This window comes from Achromobacter sp. MYb9, assembly GCF_002975275.1.
In the GTDB taxonomy this organism is placed as follows: domain Bacteria; phylum Pseudomonadota; class Gammaproteobacteria; order Burkholderiales; family Burkholderiaceae_B; genus Achromobacter.
The window spans coordinates 530,147-552,650 of record NZ_PCOQ01000001.1; the positions used below are offsets into that span (position 1 = coordinate 530,147).

At 65.5% G+C, this 22,504-nt stretch carries 24 protein-coding genes; 15 read left to right on the forward strand and 9 right to left on the reverse strand.

Going from position 1 to position 22,504, the window contains the following annotated elements; genetic code table 11:
- Positions 1 to 14 precede the first annotated feature (14 nt).
- From CQ050_RS02355 to CQ050_RS02385, 7 genes are all read right to left on the reverse strand, one after another.
- Complete coding sequence (locus CQ050_RS02355; RefSeq protein ID WP_105555218.1) at positions 15 to 1,220, reverse strand: hypothetical protein; 1,206 nt, start codon at positions 1,218 to 1,220, stop codon at positions 15 to 17.
- A 179-nt stretch (positions 1,221 to 1,399) separates the two neighbouring features.
- The gene (locus CQ050_RS02360) at positions 1,400 to 1,828 is read right to left on the reverse strand and encodes a VOC family protein (protein WP_105555219.1); all 429 of its coding nucleotides are present in this window, start codon (positions 1,826 to 1,828) and stop codon (positions 1,400 to 1,402) included.
- A gap of 55 nt (positions 1,829 to 1,883) precedes the next feature.
- Complete coding sequence (locus tag CQ050_RS02365) at positions 1,884 to 2,939, reverse strand: sensor domain-containing diguanylate cyclase (RefSeq protein WP_105555220.1); 1,056 nt, start codon at positions 2,937 to 2,939, stop codon at positions 1,884 to 1,886.
- Between the two features lie 233 nt (positions 2,940 to 3,172).
- Complete coding sequence (locus CQ050_RS02370) at positions 3,173 to 3,772, reverse strand: nitroreductase family protein (RefSeq protein WP_105555221.1); 600 nt, start codon at positions 3,770 to 3,772, stop codon at positions 3,173 to 3,175.
- A 188-nt stretch (positions 3,773 to 3,960) separates the two neighbouring features.
- Positions 3,961 to 4,926 (reverse strand): tripartite tricarboxylate transporter substrate binding protein, encoded by a 966-nt coding sequence (locus tag CQ050_RS02375; RefSeq protein WP_105555222.1) that lies wholly within the window; start codon positions 4,924 to 4,926, stop codon positions 3,961 to 3,963.
- A gap of 50 nt (positions 4,927 to 4,976) precedes the next feature.
- Positions 4,977 to 5,477: a DUF3237 domain-containing protein gene (locus CQ050_RS02380; RefSeq protein ID WP_105555223.1), complete on the reverse strand. Its 501-nt coding sequence runs from the start codon at positions 5,475 to 5,477 to the stop codon at positions 4,977 to 4,979.
- A complete protein-coding gene (locus CQ050_RS02385) occupies positions 5,474 to 6,739 on the reverse strand; it encodes a flavin-dependent oxidoreductase (RefSeq protein WP_105555224.1) in 1,266 nt (421 codons plus the stop codon). The genes CQ050_RS02380 and CQ050_RS02385 overlap by 4 nt, the downstream gene beginning before the upstream one ends.
- A gap of 152 nt (positions 6,740 to 6,891) precedes the next feature.
- Here CQ050_RS02385 and CQ050_RS02390 point away from each other — a divergent pair, with 152 nt between their 5' ends.
- The 14 genes from CQ050_RS02390 to CQ050_RS02455 all read left to right on the forward strand — a co-directional run bounded on the left by CQ050_RS02390 (position 6,892) and on the right by CQ050_RS02455 (position 19,929).
- Positions 6,892 to 7,383 carry a MarR family winged helix-turn-helix transcriptional regulator gene (locus CQ050_RS02390; protein WP_105555225.1) on the forward strand — a complete coding sequence of 164 codons (492 nt, stop codon included), beginning with the start codon at positions 6,892 to 6,894 and terminating at the stop codon, positions 7,381 to 7,383.
- Positions 7,384 to 7,463: 80 nt separating this feature from the next.
- Positions 7,464 to 8,243, forward strand: coding sequence for a tyrosine-protein phosphatase (locus CQ050_RS02395; protein ID WP_105555226.1), 780 nt, complete (start codon positions 7,464 to 7,466; stop codon positions 8,241 to 8,243).
- Positions 8,244 to 8,284: 41 nt separating this feature from the next.
- On the forward strand, positions 8,285 to 8,590 hold the full coding sequence (locus CQ050_RS02400) for a hypothetical protein (protein ID WP_105555227.1): 306 nt from the start codon (positions 8,285 to 8,287) through the stop codon (positions 8,588 to 8,590).
- 96 nt (positions 8,591 to 8,686) lie between these two features.
- Positions 8,687 to 9,823 carry an FAD-binding oxidoreductase gene (locus CQ050_RS02405; protein WP_105555228.1) on the forward strand — a complete coding sequence of 379 codons (1,137 nt, stop codon included), beginning with the start codon at positions 8,687 to 8,689 and terminating at the stop codon, positions 9,821 to 9,823.
- Between the two features lie 25 nt (positions 9,824 to 9,848).
- Positions 9,849 to 10,244 carry a RidA family protein gene (locus CQ050_RS02410; protein ID WP_105555229.1) on the forward strand — a complete coding sequence of 132 codons (396 nt, stop codon included), beginning with the start codon at positions 9,849 to 9,851 and terminating at the stop codon, positions 10,242 to 10,244.
- 134 nt (positions 10,245 to 10,378) lie between these two features.
- Positions 10,379 to 11,824 carry a M81 family metallopeptidase gene (locus tag CQ050_RS02415; RefSeq protein ID WP_105555230.1) on the forward strand — a complete coding sequence of 482 codons (1,446 nt, stop codon included), beginning with the start codon at positions 10,379 to 10,381 and terminating at the stop codon, positions 11,822 to 11,824.
- A gap of 53 nt (positions 11,825 to 11,877) precedes the next feature.
- Complete coding sequence (locus CQ050_RS02420) at positions 11,878 to 13,449, forward strand: ABC transporter substrate-binding protein (RefSeq protein WP_105555231.1); 1,572 nt, start codon at positions 11,878 to 11,880, stop codon at positions 13,447 to 13,449.
- A 52-nt stretch (positions 13,450 to 13,501) separates the two neighbouring features.
- On the forward strand, positions 13,502 to 14,437 hold the full coding sequence (locus CQ050_RS02425) for an ABC transporter permease (protein ID WP_105555232.1): 936 nt from the start codon (positions 13,502 to 13,504) through the stop codon (positions 14,435 to 14,437).
- Between the two features lie 12 nt (positions 14,438 to 14,449).
- Complete coding sequence (locus CQ050_RS02430; protein WP_105555233.1) at positions 14,450 to 15,325, forward strand: ABC transporter permease; 876 nt, start codon at positions 14,450 to 14,452, stop codon at positions 15,323 to 15,325.
- An 8-nt stretch (positions 15,326 to 15,333) separates the two neighbouring features.
- A complete protein-coding gene (locus CQ050_RS02435) occupies positions 15,334 to 16,341 on the forward strand; it encodes an ABC transporter ATP-binding protein (RefSeq protein ID WP_105555234.1) in 1,008 nt (335 codons plus the stop codon).
- 8 nt (positions 16,342 to 16,349) lie between these two features.
- Positions 16,350 to 17,357, forward strand: coding sequence for an ABC transporter ATP-binding protein (locus tag CQ050_RS02440; protein WP_105555235.1), 1,008 nt, complete (start codon positions 16,350 to 16,352; stop codon positions 17,355 to 17,357).
- Between the two features lie 21 nt (positions 17,358 to 17,378).
- Entirely contained in the window at positions 17,379 to 18,833 is a 1,455-nt protein-coding gene (locus tag CQ050_RS02445; RefSeq protein ID WP_105555236.1) for an amidohydrolase family protein, read from the forward strand.
- Positions 18,834 to 18,920: 87 nt separating this feature from the next.
- Positions 18,921 to 19,553 (forward strand): helix-turn-helix domain-containing protein, encoded by a 633-nt coding sequence (locus tag CQ050_RS02450; protein ID WP_105555565.1) that lies wholly within the window; start codon positions 18,921 to 18,923, stop codon positions 19,551 to 19,553.
- Positions 19,554 to 19,749: 196 nt separating this feature from the next.
- Entirely contained in the window at positions 19,750 to 19,929 is a 180-nt protein-coding gene (locus tag CQ050_RS02455; RefSeq protein WP_105555566.1) for a hypothetical protein, read from the forward strand.
- A 155-nt stretch (positions 19,930 to 20,084) separates the two neighbouring features.
- Here the strand turns inward: CQ050_RS02455 and CQ050_RS02460 are convergent, their stop codons facing one another.
- Complete coding sequence (locus tag CQ050_RS02460; RefSeq protein ID WP_105555237.1) at positions 20,085 to 20,981, reverse strand: LysR family transcriptional regulator; 897 nt, start codon at positions 20,979 to 20,981, stop codon at positions 20,085 to 20,087.
- Positions 20,982 to 21,247: 266 nt separating this feature from the next.
- On the opposite strand from CQ050_RS02460, the gene CQ050_RS02465 reads away from it, so the two are divergent.
- Positions 21,248 to 21,901 (forward strand): hydrolase, encoded by a 654-nt coding sequence (locus CQ050_RS02465; RefSeq protein WP_105555238.1) that lies wholly within the window; start codon positions 21,248 to 21,250, stop codon positions 21,899 to 21,901.
- Positions 21,902 to 22,004: 103 nt separating this feature from the next.
- On the opposite strand, the gene CQ050_RS02470 is transcribed toward CQ050_RS02465, so the two are convergent.
- Complete coding sequence (locus CQ050_RS02470) at positions 22,005 to 22,256, reverse strand: hypothetical protein (protein WP_105555567.1); 252 nt, start codon at positions 22,254 to 22,256, stop codon at positions 22,005 to 22,007.
- Positions 22,257 to 22,504: the final 248 nt, after the last annotated feature.

Here is a 22,504-nt window from a genome sequence, read left to right on the forward strand (position 1 = left end):
CTCCAGGGGCCGGCTTAGCGGCTGATGACTTCACTGTCTTCCATCACGATGCGGTAGCGGTTGCGCAGATCCAGCACATACGTGAAGTTGGACGTGCCCGTGGCCGTCTTGCCGCGCGCCGGGCTGGAAACCTTGTAGTCGTAGATGCCGACGACCTTGCACATCTGGTCCTTGCATTGCGCCTTCAGCGTGCTTTGGTCGACCACGAAGCGGCGGATGGGCCAGCGGGCGAAATAGGCCTCCTTATCCGCCAGGATCTCGGACTTGGGCCGCGTCTTCTTGAAGTAGTCGACCGTATCCGCGTAGAACTCCCGCGTGAAGTTCATCGATTCCTCGTTCGTGCCGCTGCCCGCCTGGATCATCAACGCAGCGGCGTTGATGGCCTTCTGTTCGTCGGAAATGGCGGCGGGCGCGGTTTCCTTTTTCATGTACGGATTGGCCACTGGCGCCGCGCCAGCGGGCGCCGCGCCGGCAGGCGCCGCGCCGGCATGCGCCGTTTGAACCGGCGCCGGCGCGGGCGGCTGCCCCTGCTGCGACGACACGGGAACGGGGGTGGCCGCGGGCGCATTGACCGGACCGCTTGCCGTGCCGCGCGGCGGCGGACTGTTCTGCGCCACCTGCGTCTGACCAGTCCGGTTGATGCCGTACTTGGCGATTTCCTGCGGCGTGAAGAAGTACATGTCCTTGGATGGCGTGCTGAACATGATGCCCAGGACGTCCGCCGACACGCCGTACTTCGGCAGCGTGGCGACGATATCCGACACGCCGAACTGGGCTTGCTCGCCCGTCATTTCCGGCGCAGAGATCTGATGCACGCCCAAACGCCCTTCGGCCAGGCGCTGGCGGCCGGCAAAATACACGAACGCGCACGCGGACGCGCAGTAGCTGTCTTTGGGAATGTACGTGTTCAGCCCGCGCTCGTAGACCTCTTCGGCCACGACCAGCCCGATATGCACCAGGCCGCCGCCATTGTTCTGCAGGATCAGGGTGGCGATGGAGGGGTGCTCACGCAGCGCCTTTTTCAGGTTCAGCATGTCGTTGGCGCCGACACCCGTGTGATAGATCAGCAAGTTGGGCGCGCTGGGGAAGTACACGAATGGCCCATAGCGCTCCGCCGCTTCCGCGGGCGGACTGGGCTGCACGGCAGCCTGCTGTTGCGCAGGGGCCTGAGCCTGCGCCGGGGCGGCCGCGATACCGCCCAGGGGCAGCGCCACGCACATTCCAAAAGCCGTTAGTTTTCTTTTCAGCATCGGTTCTGATCTATCGCGAGTGGGGAAATGCGCTTGGGCATTTCCCGGCCTGGGGCGCCGGAAGGGAAATAACGTCCCTCGGCACCCGTGAAAGCGCAAATTTATCAGTCTTTGCGCCTCAAGCGCTTATCGCGGAAGATCCTGCGGCGTCAGAACGTCACTTTGACCGATGGCGCACTGCGCTGGGCCTCCCCGTGGAACACGGCTTCGATGTTGTTGCCGTCCGGATCCAGCACGAATGCGCCGTAGTAACCCGGGTGGTAATCGCGGAAGCCGGGCGCGCCATTGTCCTTGCCGCCATGCGCCAACGCCGCCTGATGGAAAGCGTCGACCATTGCCTGGTCTTGCGCCTGGAACGCCAGATGGTGGCGGCCGGTCAGCTGGCCTTGCGCCGCCGCGCTGTCGGCGGTCGAAACGAACAGTTCATCGGCCCAGAAGTACCCGTCGCCGGTGCCGCCCATCGGCACCTTCAGGGCATCGAATACGGCTTGGTAGAACGCCTGGCTAGCGGGAAGGTCGCGAACAACCAGCTGGATATGGTCGATCAGGCGACCGCGGTGGATTTCATTGGTTTGCATGGCACGCTCCGGTGGGGGGTTATCGCTACGAACATAGCGGCGTCCGCCGCTGCGTTCAATGGATCGTGCGCGCCGCTTTGCGCGCCCGCTTGATCTCGTACATGCGCGCGTCGGCAAGGCGAACGGCCGCTTCGGCGTCCAGTCCGCGCGGGTCCACCGCCACCACGCCGACGCTCGCGCCTTCGTAGGGCACCACGGCATCGCCCAGTTGATAGCGGCCGATCGTGGCCGCCGTGGCGCGTTCCTCCAGCGACCGGGCGGCATCTTCGGCCTCGCCGCGTAGCGCTTCGCCCCCGGGGCCGGCATTGCCACGTTCGATGGCCGGGCCGGGCCCGACCAGCACGAACTCATCCCCGCCAATACGCCCCAGCATGTCCGATGAGCGCAACGTGCTGGCCAACCGGCGCGAGACCTCCTGCAGGAACACGTCGCCCTGCTGATGCCCGTAGGTGTCGTTGATGCCCTTGAATCCGTCCAGATCGACCAACCCTACCAGCACACTGCCGCCCTCGCGCATCGCGCGCCTTTCCAGGCGTTCCAGTTCCTCGTACAGCGCGCGGCGGTTTGGCAGGCCGGTCAGCGGATCGGTCAACGCGTACGACATCAGGCGCACGTTGGCGGCATGCAGCTGTTCCATCAGCAACTCGCGCTGCAGGAAGTTGGCGATCACGTTGGAAAACAGCTTCAACACAACCTCGGCCTGGGGAGTGATCTGATGCGGCTTGGCACTGGCCGCGCACAGCGTGCCCAGCAATATGCCGTCGTCCGTGCGCACCGGCGCGCTGACATAGGTCTGGATGCCCAATTGGCGGGCGGCCTCTGAATCGGGCCAGGAACGGGACACATCGCTGGTGCACATGCGGCCTTCGTCCAGCGCGCGCTTGCACAAGGTGTCCGACCACGGGACCGACAAGCCTTCGGGAATCTGCAGCTCGCCCGCGTTGCGTGCAAAGCGCACGTGCTGCACGTCGGCTTTCAGATCGATGGAAGTCAGGTACGTGGATTCCAGTCCCGTCACGCTGCCCAGCATATCAAGCAGCGGCCGGGTCAATTGTTCGATGGACCTGGCTTGCGGCAGGGAATTCGACAGTCCGGCGAGTATCGGGTCCAACGGCAATCTCCTCGAATCGCGCGCGTTTTTTTCTTATACGGCGTTTGTGGCCCAGCTCGGGTACGGGCCTGGGCCCGCCAACCGCCATTATGCACCGCGCTTATCGACGGATTCGCCGTCGCGGGCGCTTGGTCGCATCCCGTAAAAAGTTGAAAACCCGCACTCCCCTGGCGGGAGGTGCGGGTTTGAAACCTGCGGTTATCCGAACGCTGTCCGGCGTCCGGATGTTTGGGTCAGCCGATGACGCGGAAGCGCTCGGCGTCGTCCATGAAGCCCTTGTCGCCGAAGCCGTTCTCGTTCGAGCCGAACGGCATTTGCGCGCGCAGTTTCCACGACGCCGGGAGCTTCCATTCGCTTGCGACGATGCCGTCGATCAGCGGGTTGTAGTGTTGCAGGCTGGCGCCGACGTCGGCGTTGGCCAGCGCGGTCCAGACCGACAGTTGGGCCATGCCGCCCGCCTGTTCCGACCACACCGGGAAGTTGTCGGCGTACAGGGCGAATTTTTCCTGCAGGCTGCGAACCACGTCCTGGTCTTCGAAGAACAGCACCGTGCCCACGCCGGCGGCAAAGCTCTTGAGCTTGGCTTCGGTCTTGTCGAAGCCTTCGGCGGGCGCAACCTTGCGCACGGCTTCGATTGCCAGATCCCACAGCTTGACGCTTTCAGCGCCGAACAGGATCACGGCGCGCGAGCTTTGCGAATTGAACGACGAAGGGCTGTGCTTGATCGCGTCCTGGATCAACGTCGCCAGCTGCTCTTTAGAGGCCGACAGGTTGCGGCCCAGCGAATATTGGGTGCGGCGCTTCTTGAGGGCGTCGAGATATGCGTTGCTCATAAGACTATAACCTTTCGACCAGTAGATAGAGGGGTGGTATGCGAGGCGATTCTACTGGCCCGCCCATGACGAGAACACCCTTCCAGGACCGAATTCCGGGTTTTCTGGCCGGAACAAACTGTTCCATTCATGAACCCAATCGGCTGAATAACGCGAACGACGGCGCTAGTGTTCCCGCTGAGCACGTATCAATCCGCCCGGAATCCGGTCGCTTTCACGACCTCGGCCCAGCGCCTGGATTCCGACGACAACAAGGTTTGCAGCGTTGCCCGGTCCGACCCGACCACCACGAAACCGGCGTCTGCCAAACTGCGCACCGCCGCGGGCTGGCGCAAGGCCTGGGCGCTGTCCTTCTGCAAGCGGTTCAGCACCGCGTCCGGCGTACCGGCCGGCGCGAACAGGGCGAACCACGCGCCGAAATTGACGGCGGGCAGGCCGCGCTCGGCAAAGGTCGGCACGGCCGCCAAGGCGGGCGAACGCTGTGCGCCGGTGATCGCCAACGCGCGCAGCTTGCCGCCCTGCACCTGCGGCACCGCCAGCGCCGTCGTTACGAACGCGGCCTGGACCGCTCCGGACACCAGGCCCGACACCGCATCGCCCGTGGAACGATAGTGGATGGCCTCGATTTTCATGGCGGCTTCGCGGGCGAACAGTTCGGCCCCGAAATGCCCGGGCGTGCCCGCGCCGAAAGTCGCGAAGTTGAGGCGGTCGGCCGCCTTCCTGGCGCCATCGATGAACGCCGCCAGATCCTGGTACGGCGAACCGGCCGGCACCACCAGCACAAAATCGGCGCGCACCACTTCGGAGATCGGCGCGAAATCGCGTGGCGGATCGTAATTCAGGTTGCGGTAGGTGGCCGGGGAAATGCTGATGGAGCCGACCTCGCCCAACAACAGGGTCTGTCCATCCGCCGGGCTGCGCGCCACGGCCTGCGCGGCAATCTGCCCGCCCGCGCCCACCTTGTTTTCCACCACCACGCTTTCACCCAGCAGCGGCCCCATGTGCTGCGACAGCGTGCGCGCCACGATGTCGGGCCCCGTTCCCGGCGGAAAGCCTACGTTCAGACGCACGGGGCCGTTGGGGAACTGCGCCATCGCCGCGATCGGCAGGCACAGCAGGAAACCGCCCAGCAGGCGGCGCAGCGTCGATGTCATGGTTGTCTCCGGGTGGTTTTGGTATTTGTGCCGTGGCGGGCGCCGCGGGTTCAGCAGATGCGGTAGAAGCGCAATTCCACCCGGTCGGGGTAGCGCGCGCCCGTGCCGACGAACAGGCTTTCGTTCATCCAGCCCAGGGCCGGCGACGCGGTTTCAAAGCGCGGATAGCTGCGGAAATAGATGCGCGCGGGGTCCACGGCTTCGCCGCGCACCAACCGGGCGATATCGTCGGCGTGGCCCGTGCGGATGCCGGTGTTTTCGACATAGATGCGTTCGCCGTCAGGGGTTTCGATGACGTAGCGCGCATGGATGTCGGTGTAGGTCGCCGAACGGATCACCTGGAAATCGGCGCCGCCCGGCAGGACTTTGCCGCGAAGGCGCGGGCCCTCCACGGTGCCGCCCGTGATCGGGATGACGCGGCGACAGCCTTGCGGCGTATCGCCGACCTCTTGCGGCGCGCCCACTTCCACCACCACGGTCGCCACGTGCTCAAGGCGCGGCGCCAAGGGGTCGGTCAAGGGTTGCGCCAGGGCGCCGGTATTGTCGGTCATGGTGCTTCCCCCCGGCTCTTGCGGACGGTGGCGGGATCGAATCCCGCGAGTTGTTTGTAGCGCAACGATACCGCCTCCAACTCCTGCGGCGCGATCACGTCGCCGATGTCGGCAAACCCGCCGGGCGCGCGCTCTTCGGCCATCTGCATGACTTGCTCAGGCCCATTCAAGCGGTTGCGCAGGACGATGCCTGCCGTGCGGGGCAGGCGCTCGGCCTCGTATTCCAGCAAGGCGATCTCGGGCGAACGCACCGCACCGGTCGCGGCTTGCGCCAGCCAATCCGACAGGCAGCGCGCATCCAGGATGGCCTGCGCCGACCCGTTCGATCCGATGGGGTACATGGGGTGCGCGGCATCGCCCAGCAGGGTCATGCGCCCCCGCGTCCAGCGCGGCAAGGGATCGCGGTCCACCAGCGGGAACTCATAGATGGCTTGCGCGCCGTCGATGATGGCGGGGATATCGATCCAGTCCCAGCGCCAATTGGCGAAACGGTCCGCGAACACCGCTTTGTCCACCTGCCGGTTCCAGTCGGTGGCGGGCAGCTCGGCGCCGGGCACGGAGAGTTCGGCGATCCAGTTGATCAGCGACCGCCCCTGGCGGCGCAGCGGCTCCGAAATCGGATAACAGACGAATTTCTGGTCCTGGTGTCCCGCCATGAACATGCTGCGGCCATCCAGATACGGCGGCGCTTCGGTCACGGCGCGCCACAGCATGCGGCCGGAAAAGCGCGGCTCGTCACCGGCAGGATGCATTTGACGGCGCAGCGCCGAATGGATGCCGTCCGCGCCCACCAGAATGTCCGCGCGCACGCTCTGCGTCGCCCCGTCCTGCCTGCGCCGGAAGTTCGCCACCACGCCGAAGGCATCCTGCTCGGCGGATTCCAGCACGCTGCCCGTGACGATGGCGTCGTCGCCCAGCCGTTCGCGCACCGCTTGCACCAACAGCATCTGGAATTCGCCCCGATGCACTGAAAACTGCGGCAGCGGATACCCCGCGTCCCGGCCGCGCGGCTCACGCCAGATCGGCTGCCCGAACTTGTTGTAGTAGTGCAGTTGCGAGGTCTCGATGGCGCGCTCGGCCAGACCCGGCATCAGTCCCAACGGTTCAAGTTCGCTGACCGCATGCGGCAGCAGGTTGATGCCCACGCCCAGGGCCTTAAGTTCCTGCGCGCTTTCATAGACGCGGCAATCGATGCCGCGCCGATGCAGCATCAAGGCGAGCGTCAGCCCGCCGATACCGGCGCCGGCAATGACGATTTGCATGTCTGCTCCTGGTTTTATTTGTTATGCAACATAACAAAATCCAGCTGCTTTCCGCACCCCGGGGATTTCCCGTAATGCGCTGGCGCGCCGGCAACGGGTGCATTAGTGTTGAGGCCTTCTTACAAGATGGCCCCAAGAACGCAATCCCGCCCATGTCCAGAGCCGCATCCCAACGCCCCCGGCGCCCCGCCGCCCGTGGCGAGCATTTCGATCCGCATGTGCCCGGCATCCGGTACGGCGCATTGGACGACCTGGTCGGCTACGCCATCCGGCGCGCCCAGATCGTCATCTACGAAGACTTCCTGAATGCGCTCGCGCCGTGGGACATCACACCGCAGCGCTTTTCGTCGCTGACGCTGATCGCGGCCAACGCCAACCTGAAGCTCACCGACCTGGCCCGGATTCTGGGCATTGCGCGATCGGGCGCCGTGCAGATCGTCAACCAACTGCAGGAATTGGGCTATGTCGAACGGCAGGAGGCCCAGCACGACAAGCGCGCGTATTCGCTGGCGATGACGCATGCGGGCGAAAAAGCGCTGGCCGAAATCACCCTGGCCGTCAAAGTCCACGACGCGCGCATCAGCACGCAATTAAGCGCGGCGGACAAGCGCCGATTGATCGGCTTGCTGGGCAAGCTCGGGTAGCGCTTGCGGCGGGCCGCAAGAGGCAGACGGGCCACGGTGATACGATCTTCGACACGCCCTCAGACCAAGGAACCCGCCCCATGTCCCGTTCGAATCCTGCCGAGACGCCGCCTGCCAACGGCCGACGCCGCCTGGCGCTGGACAGCGTGCACAACGCCCGCGACCTGGGCGGCCTGACAGGGGCGAATGGCCGGCGGCTGCGCGAAGGCAAGCTCTTTCGCAGCGGCAGTCCGGGGCGCGCCAGCGCTGCGGATATCGAATTCCTGAGTGGCCTGGGGCTGGAAGCCGTCATCGATTTCCGCGCCGACACGGAAAAAGCGCAGGATGAAGCGCACTTCGGACAACGCTTTACATGGATCGCGTCCCCCGTGCTGGATGGAAACATGGCGATGGCCGTGCTGTTGCCCAAGCTACGAGAAAGCACGCAAGCGGCCGTCAGCGCGATGATGGTGGAGATCTACCGCGACTTCCCTGCCCGCTACCAGGCGCCGTTCGGCAGCTTTCTGCAAACGGCGGCCAGCGGCAAGACGCTGCTGTTCCACTGCACCGCCGGCAAGGACCGCACCGGCTTTGCCTCGTTGCTGCTGTTGTCGGCGCTGGGCGTCTCGCAGGACGACATCGTGGCGAACTACCTTGAATCGAACCATTGGAACGCGCGGTTCTTCCAGGAGATCCTGGCCAAGTCCGCGGAACGCGGCGTGCGCGACGACGTGATGATGCCGCTGCTGGAAGTCGCGCCCGCCTACCTGGACGCATCGATGCACGCGATCGATCAGGCGTTCGGCGGCATGGACCGCTATCTGCGCGACGTGCTGAACGTGGACGTGGACGCCTTGCGCGAGCACTATCTGGAGGACTGAGGCCGACGGCCCCACGTTTGAATCGACACAGGATCGACACCATGTTGAAAGACCGCGGATTCCTGATCTGGCTGGCCGTGTTCGCATTGGTCGCCGGTACGTTGATCGCCTTGCTGTGGCCGAAAACCTCGGGCCACCCCTCCATCGGCGGTGGCGGCTACGACCTGTCGAATTGGGTCTATACGCTGGGCCTGCTGGCATTCACCGGATTGTGGTCACTGATCGCGCTGTTGATCGCCCTGGGCCGAAGCCATGCCCATGCGGCCAGGCGTGCCTATTGGCTGGCCGCCGTCGGCGCAGCCACCTTCGCCGCGTCGATCGTGGCCTTCGGCCATCACCTGACATAGCCCCGCCATCAGGGCATTCCCCTATTACCCGTCCGCCGTCAAAAAACTATCGTATTCGAGAATTATCAAATAAGAGAATTCTCGCTTCCGACAAATATGACTGCAGAACCCCTATACGATTTTGCCGTGGTCGGCGCTGGCATCGCCGGCGCATCCGTGGCCTACCGCCTGAGCGCCACGGCGTCCGTGGCGGTGCTGGAGCGTGAATCCCAACCCGGCTACCACTCCACCGGCCGTTCCGCGGCCATGTTCATGGAAACCTACGGCACGACGCAGATCAAGGCGCTGACCCGCGCCAGCCGTGCCTTCTACGAGCAGCCGCCGCCGGGCTTCAGCGAACATCCCCTGCTTAGCCCGCGCGGCGTGCTGTACATCGCCACGCCGGAACAGAAGGACCTGCTGCAAGAGGTTTTCCAGGACTTCCACCGCCAATCACCCAATGTGACGCTGATCGACGCCGAACAGGCCATGGCGCGCGTGCCATGCCTGCGCGGCGACCAGCTCTGCGGCGCGATCGAAGAGCCCGATGCCCGCGACATCGACGTGCACGCGCTGCACCAGGGTTTCCTGCGCGGCATGAGCCGCCAAGGCGCGGTGCTGCACAACAACGCGGAAGTGGTGTCCGCCGCTTACGCCGACGAGGCATGGACGCTGGCGCTGGCGGACGGACGCGCCATCCGGGCGCGGGTGCTGGTCAACGCCGCCGGCGCCTGGGCGGACCACGCCGCGGCCCTGTGCGGCGCCGCCCCCATTGGCTTGCAGCCCTGCCGCCGCACGGCTTTCACCTTCCCCGGCCCGCAAGACACCGATTTTTCCCACTGGCCCGCCGTGGTGGGCGTGGACGAAAGCTATTACTTCAAGCCCGATGCCGGCCAATTGCTGGGGTCGCCCGCCAACGCCGACCCCGTGGCCGCGCATGACGTCGTGCCCGAAGAGCTAGACGTGGCAACCGGCATCTACCGCATCGAAACGGCCACGTCGCTCACCATCCGCCGCCCCAAGCACACCTGGGCCGGCTTGCGCTCGTTCGTGCGCGATGGCGACTTCGTGGTGGGCTGGGACGCCGGCGCGCCCGCCTTCTTCTGGCTGGCGGCGCAAGGCGGCTACGGCATCCAGACCGCCGCCGCCACGTCCGAACTGGCCGCGGCGTTGCTGACGCACCAGCCCGTGCCTGCCCACCTGCACGCGCATGGCGTCGATGCCGATGCCGTTCGCCCCGAGCGCTTGCGCTGACTTTCCTCCGGAACCAGAACCCGCCATGACCGCCATCATTCGTTATCCCAGCACCCTGCCCCTGCCGTTTTCGCGCGCCACCCAGGCAGGCGACTTCCTTTTCCTGTCGGGCCAGATCCCGATGGATGCCAGCGGACAGGTCGTGCGCGGCGATATCGCCGCCCAGACCCATGCCGCCATCGAACGCATCAAGGAAACGCTGGCGCTGTCGGACGCCACCCTGAAAGACGTGGTGCGCGTAACGGTGTGGCTGTCGGACCTGACGCTGTTCGCGCAGTTCAACGAGGCCTATCGCAGCCATTTCGCATCGGACTTCCCTTCGCGGTCGACCGTCGAGGCCAGGCTGGCGATGGACGTGGACGTAGAGATTGAAGTGCAGGCCTGGCTGGGCGGGACGCAAGCACCCGCGCAGGCGGCCTGAGCCGTATCCGTTTGCTGGCAAGACAACGCCAGGCCCGCCGCCTGGCAAGGCGTCACCCACTGCGCGCGCCACGATGCCCGCGCCCCTAGGGCCTGCCTGCAGGCCTTAACCCCTTTTTGCGCGGAGCGTCATCCATGAAGATCTTTTCCGGGTCCCTGGCGACCGAAACAAACACTTTTTCCCCCATCCCGACGGGCCTGTCCGCCTACCGCGCCCGCGGCTATTACCCCGCCGGCCAGCATCCCGATCGCATGCAGATGTTCTCGGGGCCGCTGTGGGCGGCGCGTCAACGCGCGGTGGGCAAGAACTGGACGCTGATCGAAGGCATGACGGCCGGCGCCACGCCGGCCGGCATCACCACCCGCCACGCCTACGAAACCCTGCGCGACGAACTGCTTGAAGACCTGCGCCGCGCCGGCCAGGTGGATATCGCCCTGTTCGGCCTGCATGGCGCCATGGTGGCCGACGGCTACGACGATTGCGAAGGCGACCTGCTTCGCCGCGCCCGTGAAATCGTCGGCCCGGACACCGTCATCGGCGCCGAACTGGATCCGCACTGCCACCTGACCGACGCCATGGTGGACAGCGCCGACTTCCTGGTCTGTTTCAAGGAATACCCGCATACCGACATCCTGGACCGCGCCTACGACCTGGTAGACCTGTGCGTGGCCCGCGCCGAAGGCCGCAACACGCCCACGCGCGCGGTCTATGACTGTCAGATGATCTCGATCATGCACACCAGCCGCGAACCCATGCGCAGCTTCGTGGACCGCCTGATGGCCATGGAGGGCAAGGAAGGCGTGCTGTCGGTGTCCATCGCCCACGGCTTCCCCTGGGGCGACACGCCCGACATGGGATCCAAAGTCCTGGTCTATACCAACGGCGACCAAGGCCAGGCCGACGCCTTGGCGCGCTCGTTGGGCGAAGAGATCATCGGTTTTCGCGACCAGCTTGCGCCGCCCTACCCCGGCGCGGACGAGGCGCTGGACCAGGCCTTGGCCGCGAAGGAATTCCCCGTCGTGCTGGCCGACTCCGCCGACAACGCGGGCGGCGGCGCGCCCAGCGACGCCACCTTCATTCTGGAACGCGTGCTGGCGCGCGGCATCACGGACGTTGCGACGGGCCCGTTTTGGGATCCGGTCGCCGTGCAGCTTTGCTTCGAAGCCGGCGAAGGCGCGCGGATCGCGCTGCGCGTGGGCGGCAAGGTCGCGCCCGTCTCGGGCCAGCCACTGGACCTGGACTGCGAAATCCTCGCGCTCAAGCGCGACGCCGTCATGACGGGGCTGGCGGGCACGCCCGCGCTGCTGGGTGACGTCGCCGTCGTGCGCACCCGGGGCGTGACGATCGTCATGAACACCTCGCGCACCCAGGCCATGGGCACGGACCTTTTCACGCAATTCGGCGTGGACCTCCAGGCGATGAAACTCATCATCGTGAAGTCGTCGCAGCACTTCTATGCCTCGTACTCGAAGGTGGGCCGCCAGGTCATCTACGTCGAAACGCCGGGCGCCATCACGCAGGACGTCAACGCGCTGCCATTCACCAAGCGCAAATTGCCCAAATGGCCGTTCAAGGCCTAGGGCGTCATCCATTGCCGCCCACCCGGGCATCCAGAATGAATAAGGGGAAATCAATGATCAGACGTTTCAGCTTGCTGGGAGCCGCGGCGCTTCTGGCAATGAGCGCCGCCACGGGCGCGCTCGCCCAGACCAAGACCCTGCGCATGGTGCCGCACGCGGACCTGAAGACGCTGGACCCGCTGTTCAACACGGCCTACATCACGCGCAACCATGGCTACATGGTGTTTGACACGTTGTTCTCGCAAGACGGCAAGGGGCAGGTCAAGCCACAGATGGTGGACACGTGGACCACCTCCGAAGACGGCAAGACCTGGACCTTCACCTTGCGCCCGGGCCTGAAGTTCAACGACGGCACACCGGTAAAGGCAGAAGACTGCATCGCGTCGCTGCAACGCTGGGCAAAGAAGGACACGCTGGGCCAGGCCATGATGGCGGCCGGCGCCGAATTCGCCGCCACCGGCGACAACACCTTCACGCTGACGCTGAAGGAGCCCTTCGGCCTGGTGCTGGACGCCCTGTCCAAGCCCTCGGGCATGCCGCCGTTCATCATGCCCAAGCGCCTGGCCATGACGGACCCGAACACGCAGGTGACCGAGATGGTCGGATCGGGTCCGTTCCTGTTCAAGCGCGATGAATGGGTCCCCGGCAACAAGGTCGTCTACGTGAAGAATCCGGCCTATGTACCCCGGGCCGAGCCGGCCGACGGCCTGGCGGGCGGCAAGAATGTGAAGGTGGACCGCGTCGAGTGGCTGTACATCCCCGACGGCAACACGGCGACGGCCGCGCTGATGAACGGCGAGGTCGACATGATCGAACAGATCACGCCCGACTTCCTGCCGGTGGTGGAAACCAACCCGGACATCACCCTTAGCACCTCGGTCGCGTCCCAGGGCATGGTCATCGTCAACGCGCTGCACCCGCCGTTCAACAACCCGCTGGCCCGCCAGGCGCTCTATCACCTGGTAAGCCAGAAGGAAATGCTGTCGGCCATGGGTTACCCGGAGAAATACCGCGTCGACTACTGCGCCACGCTGTACATCTGCGGTTCACCACTGGCGACCGACGCGGGCGCCGCGCCCTATGCCAAACCCGATCCGGCGCGCGCCAAGCAATTGCTGCAGGAAGCGGGCTACAAGGGCGAGAAAGTGGTGCTGCTGTACCCCACCGACCACCTGAGCGCGCCCGCCGTGATGGTGCTGGCCCAGAACATGAAGAAGGCCGGCATCAACGTGGACGTGCAATCGATGGACTGGGCGTCACTGGCCGGCCGCCGCCTGAAAAAGGACCCGCCCGAAAAAGGCGGCTGGAACATTTTCCTGACCTGGGGCGGTTACTACGACGCCAGCACGCCGGTGACCAACCCGTGGCTGTCCGCCGCCTGCGGCAACAGTCTGCCGGGCTGGCCGTGCGACAAGGAACTGGACACGCTGCGCACCAGCTGGATCCGCGAGACCGATGCCGCCAAGCGCAAGGAGATCGCCGCGCAAATGCAGGCGCGCGCCTATCAGACCGTGCCCTACGTCATGTGGGGGGAATTCAAACCCGTCTTCGCCGTGCGCGGCCTCAAGCACACCGAGCTGATCAAGAACGGCATCCCGGTGATGTGGAACATCGAGAAACCGTAAGGCAGACGCCGGGCGCATCACGCGCCCGGCCGCAAGCCAGGGGGAATCCAGCGTGAAATACATCCTGCGCCGCATCGCGGCCGTCATTCCAGTCATGGCCGTCGTCGCGGTCGTGGTGTTCCTGCTGATACACCTGTCGCCGGGCGATCCGGCGGCGGTGATGGCGGGCGACAACGCCACCGCCGACGACGTCGAGAAGATCCGGCAAAACATGGGGCTGGACAAGCCGCTGCCGCAGCAGTTCGCCATCTGGGTGAGCCACATCGCGATGGGCGACCTGGGCACCTCGATGTCGTCCCAGATGCCGGTGTCGCAGCTGATCGCCCAACGCATGGGGCCGACGTTGTCCATCGCCCTGTTCACGATGCTGTTCGCCGTGCTGGCGGCCGTGCCCCTGGGCGTGCTGGCCGCGTGGAACGCTGGCCGCTGGCTGGACCGGCTGGTGATGATCGGCGCGGTCTGCGCGTTTTCGGTGCCGGTATTCCTGATCGGCTATTGCCTCGTCTACGGCTTTTCCATCAAGCTGGGATGGCTGCCGGTGCAGGGCTACAAGCCCCTGGCGGACGGCCTTGTGCCCTACCTGCGCCATCTGGTGCTGCCCTGTTTGTCGCTGGGCCTGGTGTACATGGCGCTGCTGACCCGCATGACGCGCGCCACCATGCTGGAAGCCTTGTCCGAGGACTACATCCGCACCGCGCGCGCCAAGGGTTTGTCCGCGGGCCCCATCGTGTGGCATGCGCTGAAGAACGCCGCCAACCCCATCGTCACCACCATCGGCGTGGGCGTGGCCCTGCTGATCGGCGGGGTCGTGGTCACTGAAACCGTGTTCGCGATTCCCGGCCTGGGCCGCCTGACGATCGACGCCGTGCTGCGTCACGACTATCCGGTGATCCAGGGCGTGTTGCTGGTGGCCTCGGGCATCTACGTGCTGATCAATCTGCTGGTCGACCTGAGCTACCGGCTCTTCGATCCCCGCATCCGCTACTGAGAAGGGCAACGCATGAACACCACCACCCTGCCGCTTCCCGTCCCGCGGCCGCGCCTGCGCCGCGCCGTCCGCTCGCTGCGGCGCCATCCCATGCTGTATGTGGGTAGCGCCATTCTGCTGGTGCTGGCGGCGATTGCGCTGGCCGCCCCGTGGCTGGCCACGGTCGACCCGCAAGACATCAACCCGATGGCGCGCATGAAGCCGCCGTCGTCCGAACACTTCTTCGGCACCGACGCGCTGGGCCGCGACGTCTACTCGCGCACCGTGTGGGGCGCCCGCGTATCGCTGCTGGTCGGCATCGTCGTGGCAGTCGTGTCCACCGTGGCCGGCGTGATGCTGGGCATGCTGGCCGGCTACTTCCGCCGGGTCGATGCGTTCATCATGCGCATCATGGACGGGCTGATGGCCATCCCTGGCGTGCTGCTGGCGATTGCCCTGATGGCCACCCTGAAAGGCGGCCTGGGCACCGTGATCATCGCCATCGTCGTCCCCGAAGTGCCACGCGTCGTCCGCCTGGTGCGGGCGCTGGTGCTGACCATCCGCGAGCAGCCTTACATTGAAGCCGCCGTCTCGGTGGGCACCCGCGTGCCGTCAATCCTGCTGCGCCATATCCTGCCCAATCTGTTCGCCCCGTTGATGGTGCAAGCCACCTTCATCGCCGCCTCCGCCATCCTGACCGAAGCCGTGCTGAGTTTCCTGGGCGTGGGCATTCCGCCCCAGATCCCCAGTTGGGGGAACATCATGGCCGAAGGCCGCAATTTCGTGGCCGTGGCGTTCCACATCATCCTGTACCCGGGGCTGTTCCTGGGCGTGGCGGTGCTTGCCGTCAACCTGGTGGGCGACGGGCTGCGCGACATGCTCGATCCCCGTCTGGCCAAAAAGCTGTAGGAGCGCCCATGCAACCCACCCCTGTCTTGCGCGTGCACGACCTCACCACCTGTTTCGACGGCGACGACACCACCGTCGTGGCCGTGGACAAGCTGTCGTTCGAGCTGCTGCCCGGCGAAACGCTGGGCCTGGTCGGCGAATCCGGCTGTGGCAAGAGCGTCACGTCCCTGTCCATCATGCGGCTGCTGCGCGCCCCCGGGCGCGTCGCGGGCGGCAGCATCGAGTTCGACGGGCGCGACCTCTTGGCCCTGCCCGAAAAATCCATGCGCGCCATCCGCGGCAATCAGATCTCGATGATCTTCCAAGAGCCCATGACCTCGTTGAACCCCGTGATCACGGTGGGCAAGCAGATCAGCGAATCGCTCATGCTGCACCAGGGCCTGTCGCGCCGCGACGCGCTGGCGCAGGCCGAAAAGCTGCTGGAGCTGGTGCAGATCTCGGACCCGGCCCGCCGCGTGCGCGAATACCCGTATCAACTGTCCGGCGGCATGCGCCAGCGCGCCATGATCGCCATGGCGCTGGCGTGCCAGCCCAAGGTCCTGATCGCCGACGAGCCCACCACCGCGCTGGACGTCACCATCCAGGCTCAGATCCTGCATCTGCTGCGCGACATCCAGGCCCGGCTGGGCACGGCCATCGTGCTGATCACGCACGACCTGGGCGTGGTGGCGCAAATGTGCCAGCGCGTCATCGTGATGTACGCCGGCCGCAAGGTGGAGGAAGGCAGCGTGGATGACGTGCTGGACCGCCCGCAGCATCCCTACACGCAGGCGCTGATCCGTTCGCTGCCCGACTTCGTCGACGGCCAGGACCACACGGCTCGGCTGGCTGAACTGCCCGGCATCGTGCCGGTGATGACGCCCGCCTCGCGCGGCTGCGCCTTCGCCGCCCGCTGTCCGCAAGCGCTGGCGCGCTGCACCGAAGACGCGCCGCCCGCCATCGATGCCGGCAGCCGCCACCGCGTCTGGTGCTGGGCCCGCCAATCCGAACCGGCGCCCGCCGCCCTCACCGCCTGAGGTCCGCCATGAACCTGCACGATATCCCCCTCTCGTCCGCGGCGCCCCCTCGCTCCGCGCCCGCCGCCGCGCCCATGCTGGAAGTCATCGGCCTGAAGAAGCACTTCCCCGTGGACAACGGGCGCGGCGCCAAGGTACTGCGTGCGGTGGACGGCATATCGCTATCCGTTCCGCGCGGCCAGACCCTGAGCCTGGTCGGCGAATCCGGTTGTGGCAAGTCCACCACCGGCAAATGCCTGATCCGCCTGACCGACCCCACCGAAGGCCGCATCCTGCTTGAAGGCGAAGACCTGGCGAAGATGAACAGCGGCCAATTGCGCGCCATGCGCCAGCGCATGCAATTCATCTTCCAGGATCCGTTTTCGTCCATGAACCCGCGGATGCGCGTGCGCGACATCATCGGCGAACCGCTGCGCAATTTCGGCCATGGCCGCGCCGCCATCCACGAACGCGTTGCGCAGTTGTTGGCCCGCGTCAGCCTGCGCGCCGACGCCGCCGACCGCTATCCCCACGAGTTCTCGGGCGGACAGCGCCAGCGTATCGTCATCGCCCGCGCCCTGGCGCTGGATCCGGGCCTGATCGTCTGCGACGAGCCGGTGTCGGCGCTGGACGTCTCGGTCCAGGCGCAGGTCATCAACCTGCTGATGGACCTGCAGCGCGACCTGGGCCTGACTTACGTGTTCATCTCGCATGACCTGAGCGTGGTGCGCCACATCAGCCACCGCGTGGCGGTGATGTACCTGGGCAAGATCGTAGAGATCGGCACCCGTGACGCCATCTTCGACCGCCCCGCCCACCCGTACACCCGCGCCCTGCTGGCCGCCGTGCCGTCGGCGCGCCAGGGCCAGCGCACGCCCGTCGAGGTCCTGAAAGGCGAAATCCCCAGCCCGTTGTCGCCCCCATCGGGCTGTGCGTTCCGCACCCGTTGCCCGATGGCGCAGCCGCGCTGCGCCGAAGAAACCCCGCAACCGCGGCAGGTCGCCCCTGAACAGCAGGTCGCCTGCCACTTTGCCTGACCCTTTTAGCCGGAGATCCGCATGTCACAGCCCGACGCCACCCCGTTCGACTACATCCTTGCTGGCGGCACCGTCATCGACGGCGCCAACACCCCGGGCCAACGCGCCGATGTCGGCGTCCGCGGCGACCGCATCGCCGCGGTAGGCGACCTGTCCGCCAGCGCCGCGCGCCGCCGGATCGACGTCAGCGGCAAAGTGGTCGCGCCCGGCTTCATCGACTCGCACACGCACGACGACAACTACCTGCTCAAGCACCGCGACATGACGCCCAAGATCTCGCAGGGCGTCACCACCGTCGTCACCGGCAACTGCGGCATCAGCCTGGCGCCGCTGGCCCACGCCAGCCCGCCCGCCCCGCTGGACTTGCTGGACGAAGGCGGTTCGTACCGCTTCGCACGCTTCTCCGACTACCTGGACGCCCTGCGCGCCACGCCCGCCGCCGTCAACGCCGCCTGCATGGTTGGCCATTCCACGCTGCGCGCCGCCGTCATGCCCGACCTGCAACGCGAAGCCACCCCCGACGAAGTGCAGGCCATGCAGACGCTGGCCGACGACGCCCTGGCCAGCGGCGCCATCGGCATTTCGACCGGCACGTTCTACCCGCCCGCCGCCCGCGCCACCACCGAAGAAATCATCGAAGTCTGCCGGCCGCTGAACACCCACGGCGGCATCTACGCCACCCACATGCGCGACGAAGGCGAACACATCGTCGAAGCGCTGGAAGAGACCTTCCGCATCGGCCGCGAGCTCGACGTGCCCGTCGTGATCTCGCATCACAAGGTCATGGGCCAGCCCAACTTCGGCCGTTCCCAGGAAACCCTGCCCTTGATCGAAGCCGCCATGGCCAGGCAAGACGTCTCGCTGGACGCCTACCCCTATGTGGCCGGCTCCACCATGCTCAAGCAAGACCGGGTGCTCTTGGCCGGCCGCACCATCATCACCTGGTGCAAGCCGTTCCCCGAACTCAGCGGGCGCGACCTGGACGAGGTCGCCGCTGAACGCGGAAAATCCAAGTACGACGTCGTGCCGGACCTGCAACCCGCAGGCGCCATCTACTTCATGATGGACGAGCCAGACGTCCAGCGCATCCTGAAATTCGGCCCCACCATGATCGGCTCGGATGGCCTGCCCCACGACGAACGCCCGCACCCCCGCCTGTGGGGCACCTTCCCCCGCGTGCTCGGCCACTACTCCCGCGACCTGGGCCTGTTCCCGCTGGAGACCGCCGTCTGGAAAATGACCGGCCTGACCGCCGCCAAGTTCGGCCTGGCCGAACGCGGCCAGGTGCAGCCCGGGTACTTCGCCGACCTGGTGGTCTTCGACCCCGCCACCGTCGCCGACGCCGCCACCTTCGAACGCCCCACCGAACGCGCCGCCGGCATCCACTCGGTCTATGTCAACGGCGCTCCTGTCTGGGAAGATCAGGCCTTCACCGGCCAGCATGCCGGCCGTGTCCTGAACCGGACCGCCGCCTGAACCCGCCCACCCTTTACAATCCGGCGTAGACGCGGCAGGGCTTGCGGGCCCTGCCCAGCCCTCAACCCCTTGATGCCAGACCGCTACATGGCCCTACCCGGCAATACGTCCCCGCCCGAGATCGTGGGCAAGGAAGAGATGGGCGCCCGCCTGCGCGCGGAGCGCAAAGCCAGAAAAATGACCTTGCAGGCGCTGTCACGGGCCAGCGGCATCGCGGTATCGACCCTGTCAAAGGCCGAACTCGGGCAGATCGCCCTCAGCTACGAGAAGTTTGCCGCCCTGGCCCGCGCGCTGGACATCGACATGACCCGCATGTTCATGCTGCGCGACGCCTCCCAGGCCGCCGTCGCCCCCACTTACGTCAAGAACAAGCTCAGCGACGCCCGCGACTACATCACCGAAAACTATCACTACCGCCTGCTGATGGGCGAATACCCCGGCAAGAAAATGCTGCCGATGGTCGCGCTGATCGACTCGCGCAAGGTCGTGGAGTTCGAGGACTACATCCGCCACCCCGGCCAGGAATTCGTGGTGGTGCTATCGGGAAAGGTCAGGATCCAATTCGAGAATGGCGATAGCGTGGTGCTGGGCAAGCTGGAATCGGCCTACTTCGATAGCAGTATCGGGCACGTGTACCTGTCGCTAAGCCGCAAGCCGGCCGAAGTGCTGGCGGTGTGCAGCGATACGGAGGACGTGCCTTCCAGGTTGAAGGGGGCCTGAGGCAGTCGGGGTCAAGGCTGGCATATGACTGTCACATACGCCGGGCATACTCGTCGACGAGATGCTTGGGGGGAACCCGGTCTGGACCGGGCCAGCCCTGGATATTCATATGAATGGTAATTCGTTGGCCCGGGCGGAAAGCCGGCTTACGATGCCTGGCATCTACTGGGCCCGGTGCCCGCAGGAATGCTCCGACATGCAACGCTTGATCTCCCCCATTTTGACCCGCCGCCCGGCACTGCTTGCCGGCCCGCGCAGTGGCCGCCGCTATGACGCGGTGTATTCAGTGAAAGCCCATCGTGAAGCCAAGATGCTGAATGAGTCGGCGCAGCGAATTCTTGCGGTGTCGGCGCGGTATATGTTGGCTGGCGCGTAATTCGTATTGCTGAATGGCTGGCATGGCCGGTGGCAATGCCCAAGCAAACATCCCGCTGAGACGTCCCGCGTCGGCGGGATTTTTTTCGCTTCACGGTTTGAGCACAACGAAGCCGGCCTGATCGCCGCCATGCTCGACACCCGCGTCAACCCACATCAACCCGCGTCGGTCCCCGCGAAATGCGGTGACTGCCCGAAATGTTCGATCAACAATTCCGTCAGGACCCGTATCTTTCGTGCGGGATGCTGGCCTGGCGGGCGGATCACGTAGGCGCCGGCCGGCGGCGGGGGATAGCGGGTCATGATAGGCACGAGTGCGCCGGCGGCCACATCGTCGTGGGTCAGGCAGTCGGGCAGATAGGCAATCCCGAGTCCTGCCGTCGCGGCGGCCACCAAGGCTGCGCCATTGTCTGCCTTGAAGCGTCCCTGTGGGCGGACCGTGATGATCTTGTCGCCATCCATGAACTGCCAGGTTTCGGTGCCCTGCATGAGAGCCTCGAACCCAACGAGTTGCTCGGGCGTTTCGGGCGCCCCGTGCGCCTTGATGTAGTCCGGGCTGGCCAGCAGCTTGCCGTGGATGGGGCCAACGCGTCTTGCGATCAGGCTGGAGTCCTGAAGATAGCCCACCCGTATCGCGCAGTCGTACCCCTCGGCGATAAGGTCGACGAAGCGATCGCTATAGCAAGTCTGCACATGAAGTTGCGGGTGGCGTCGCGCCAACTCCGCGACCACGGGCGCGAAATGCGTCAGGCCGAACGACACGGGCACGGCAATACGCAAGCGGCCACGTAGCTCACCGGCGGGCACGATCGTTTCCCGGGCCATGTCGATTTCGGCGCAGGCTCTGACCGCATGGTCGCGGAAAATCGCCCCGGCCTCGGTAAGCGCTGCGCCACGCGTGGTGCGTGCAAGCAACTGGATGCCCAGCTCTGCTTCCAACCGCAGCAATCGACGGCTGACGATCGACTTGGAAACGCCAAGCCGGAGCGCTGCGGGTGACACGCCGCCCGCGTCCGCCACTTCGATGAATGTTTGAAGTTCTTCGATATCCAATTTGCGTGGCTCCCCATTTTCGCAACGCAGTTCGCCGCAGAATAGCACTACCGGGGCAGGCATCGAATCGGCATGGCGTGCAAGACAAGATGGCGTTCCTGATCGTGCGACACAGCTTGCCCCGGAACGGAACTACCGCATCGAGATCGACGAAAACATAATGTTGAATCTGGTCGGCGTCGCCACAAGCGCACGCTTTCTGGAAAGGCTTTGCAATGCAACTCGCAATGCAATTTCCGCAAAACACAGCAAACCAGGGATCACTAATGACTTTTCGTAATGGCCTCGATTCGCTTCTACGTCCTGAGGATTCGGTACTCGTTCTCATCGACCACCAACCTTTTCAACTGACCAACCTGAACAGCCACGATCCGCATGCCGTGGTCAACAATTCGACGGCGTTGGCGAAGGCGGCAAAGGTCTTCGGCGTGCCCACGATTTTGACGAGCGTGATCGCGGATCGTGGCGGCTACATCTTTCCCCAAATCACTGATGTGTTTCCGGGCCAAGAGGTCATTGACCGCACGCTCATCAACACCTGGCAAGACAAAAAAGTGGTCGATGCGGCCAAGGCCACGGGCCGCAAGCACCTGGTCATCGCCGGTCTCTGGACCGAGGTCTGCGTTGCGATGCCGGCAATCCAGGCGGCGGGCGAAGGATGGGATGTGACGGTCATCACCGATGCATCGGGTGGGGTGTCGGTCGAGTCGCACGAAGTCGCGCTGCAGCGCATGGCGGCCGCTGGGGTGAACCTGATGACCTGGATGGCCCTGGCCGCCGAGTGGCAACGCGACTGGGCCCGCACGGAAACCGCCCCCGGGCTGACCGACATACTCGTTCAGCATGCCGCGGGTAGCGGCATCGCTTATCTGTGGGAACAGCAGTTGCTGAACACGCCGGTGCCCGCCACGGCAGGCTGATCAGGCCGGGCGCTTAACGTAAAAATCCCGCCGAGACATCGCGTCTCGGCGGGATTTTTTTAAACGCGACTATTGCAGCGGCAACGAGGCGCAACGCCAACGATCAGTTGCTGTTGATCCAGTCCTTTGTGTCGTCGATGAACCAGGGCAGATTCAATCTTTCGCCCTCGCCGGACTGTATGGTCAAGCGCTGACCCGAGGATCCGGGGGTGCCTTTCGCACCCTGCGTGGTGGAAGATGGCCGGCTCCGATAATCCATGTCGGTTTGCCGCGGCGGATTGTCCGCGCAGGCGGCAATCGACGCGCAGGCGGCCGCGACAAGGATGGGCCGCACGACTGAACAAAGGGTCTTCATCATGCTCTGGTTCCGCTGGGGCACAGGCCGACGTGCCGGGCAATCAAGGCCTTAACCCCATACCTTACTCTCAATACGAGGCCGTCGTCAGCGTCTGCGCCCTCTTCATCGACGCACTTTGGCATCGAATGGCAAGCCCTGGCCCGGCATTTTCGGTAGCCTCGCAGGCTGCGTCAAAGGCACCCATCCGCGGCGGTCGGTCTTCATTGGCGGCCTTCGCAATGCAACCGCACGGTAATCCAGCCAAA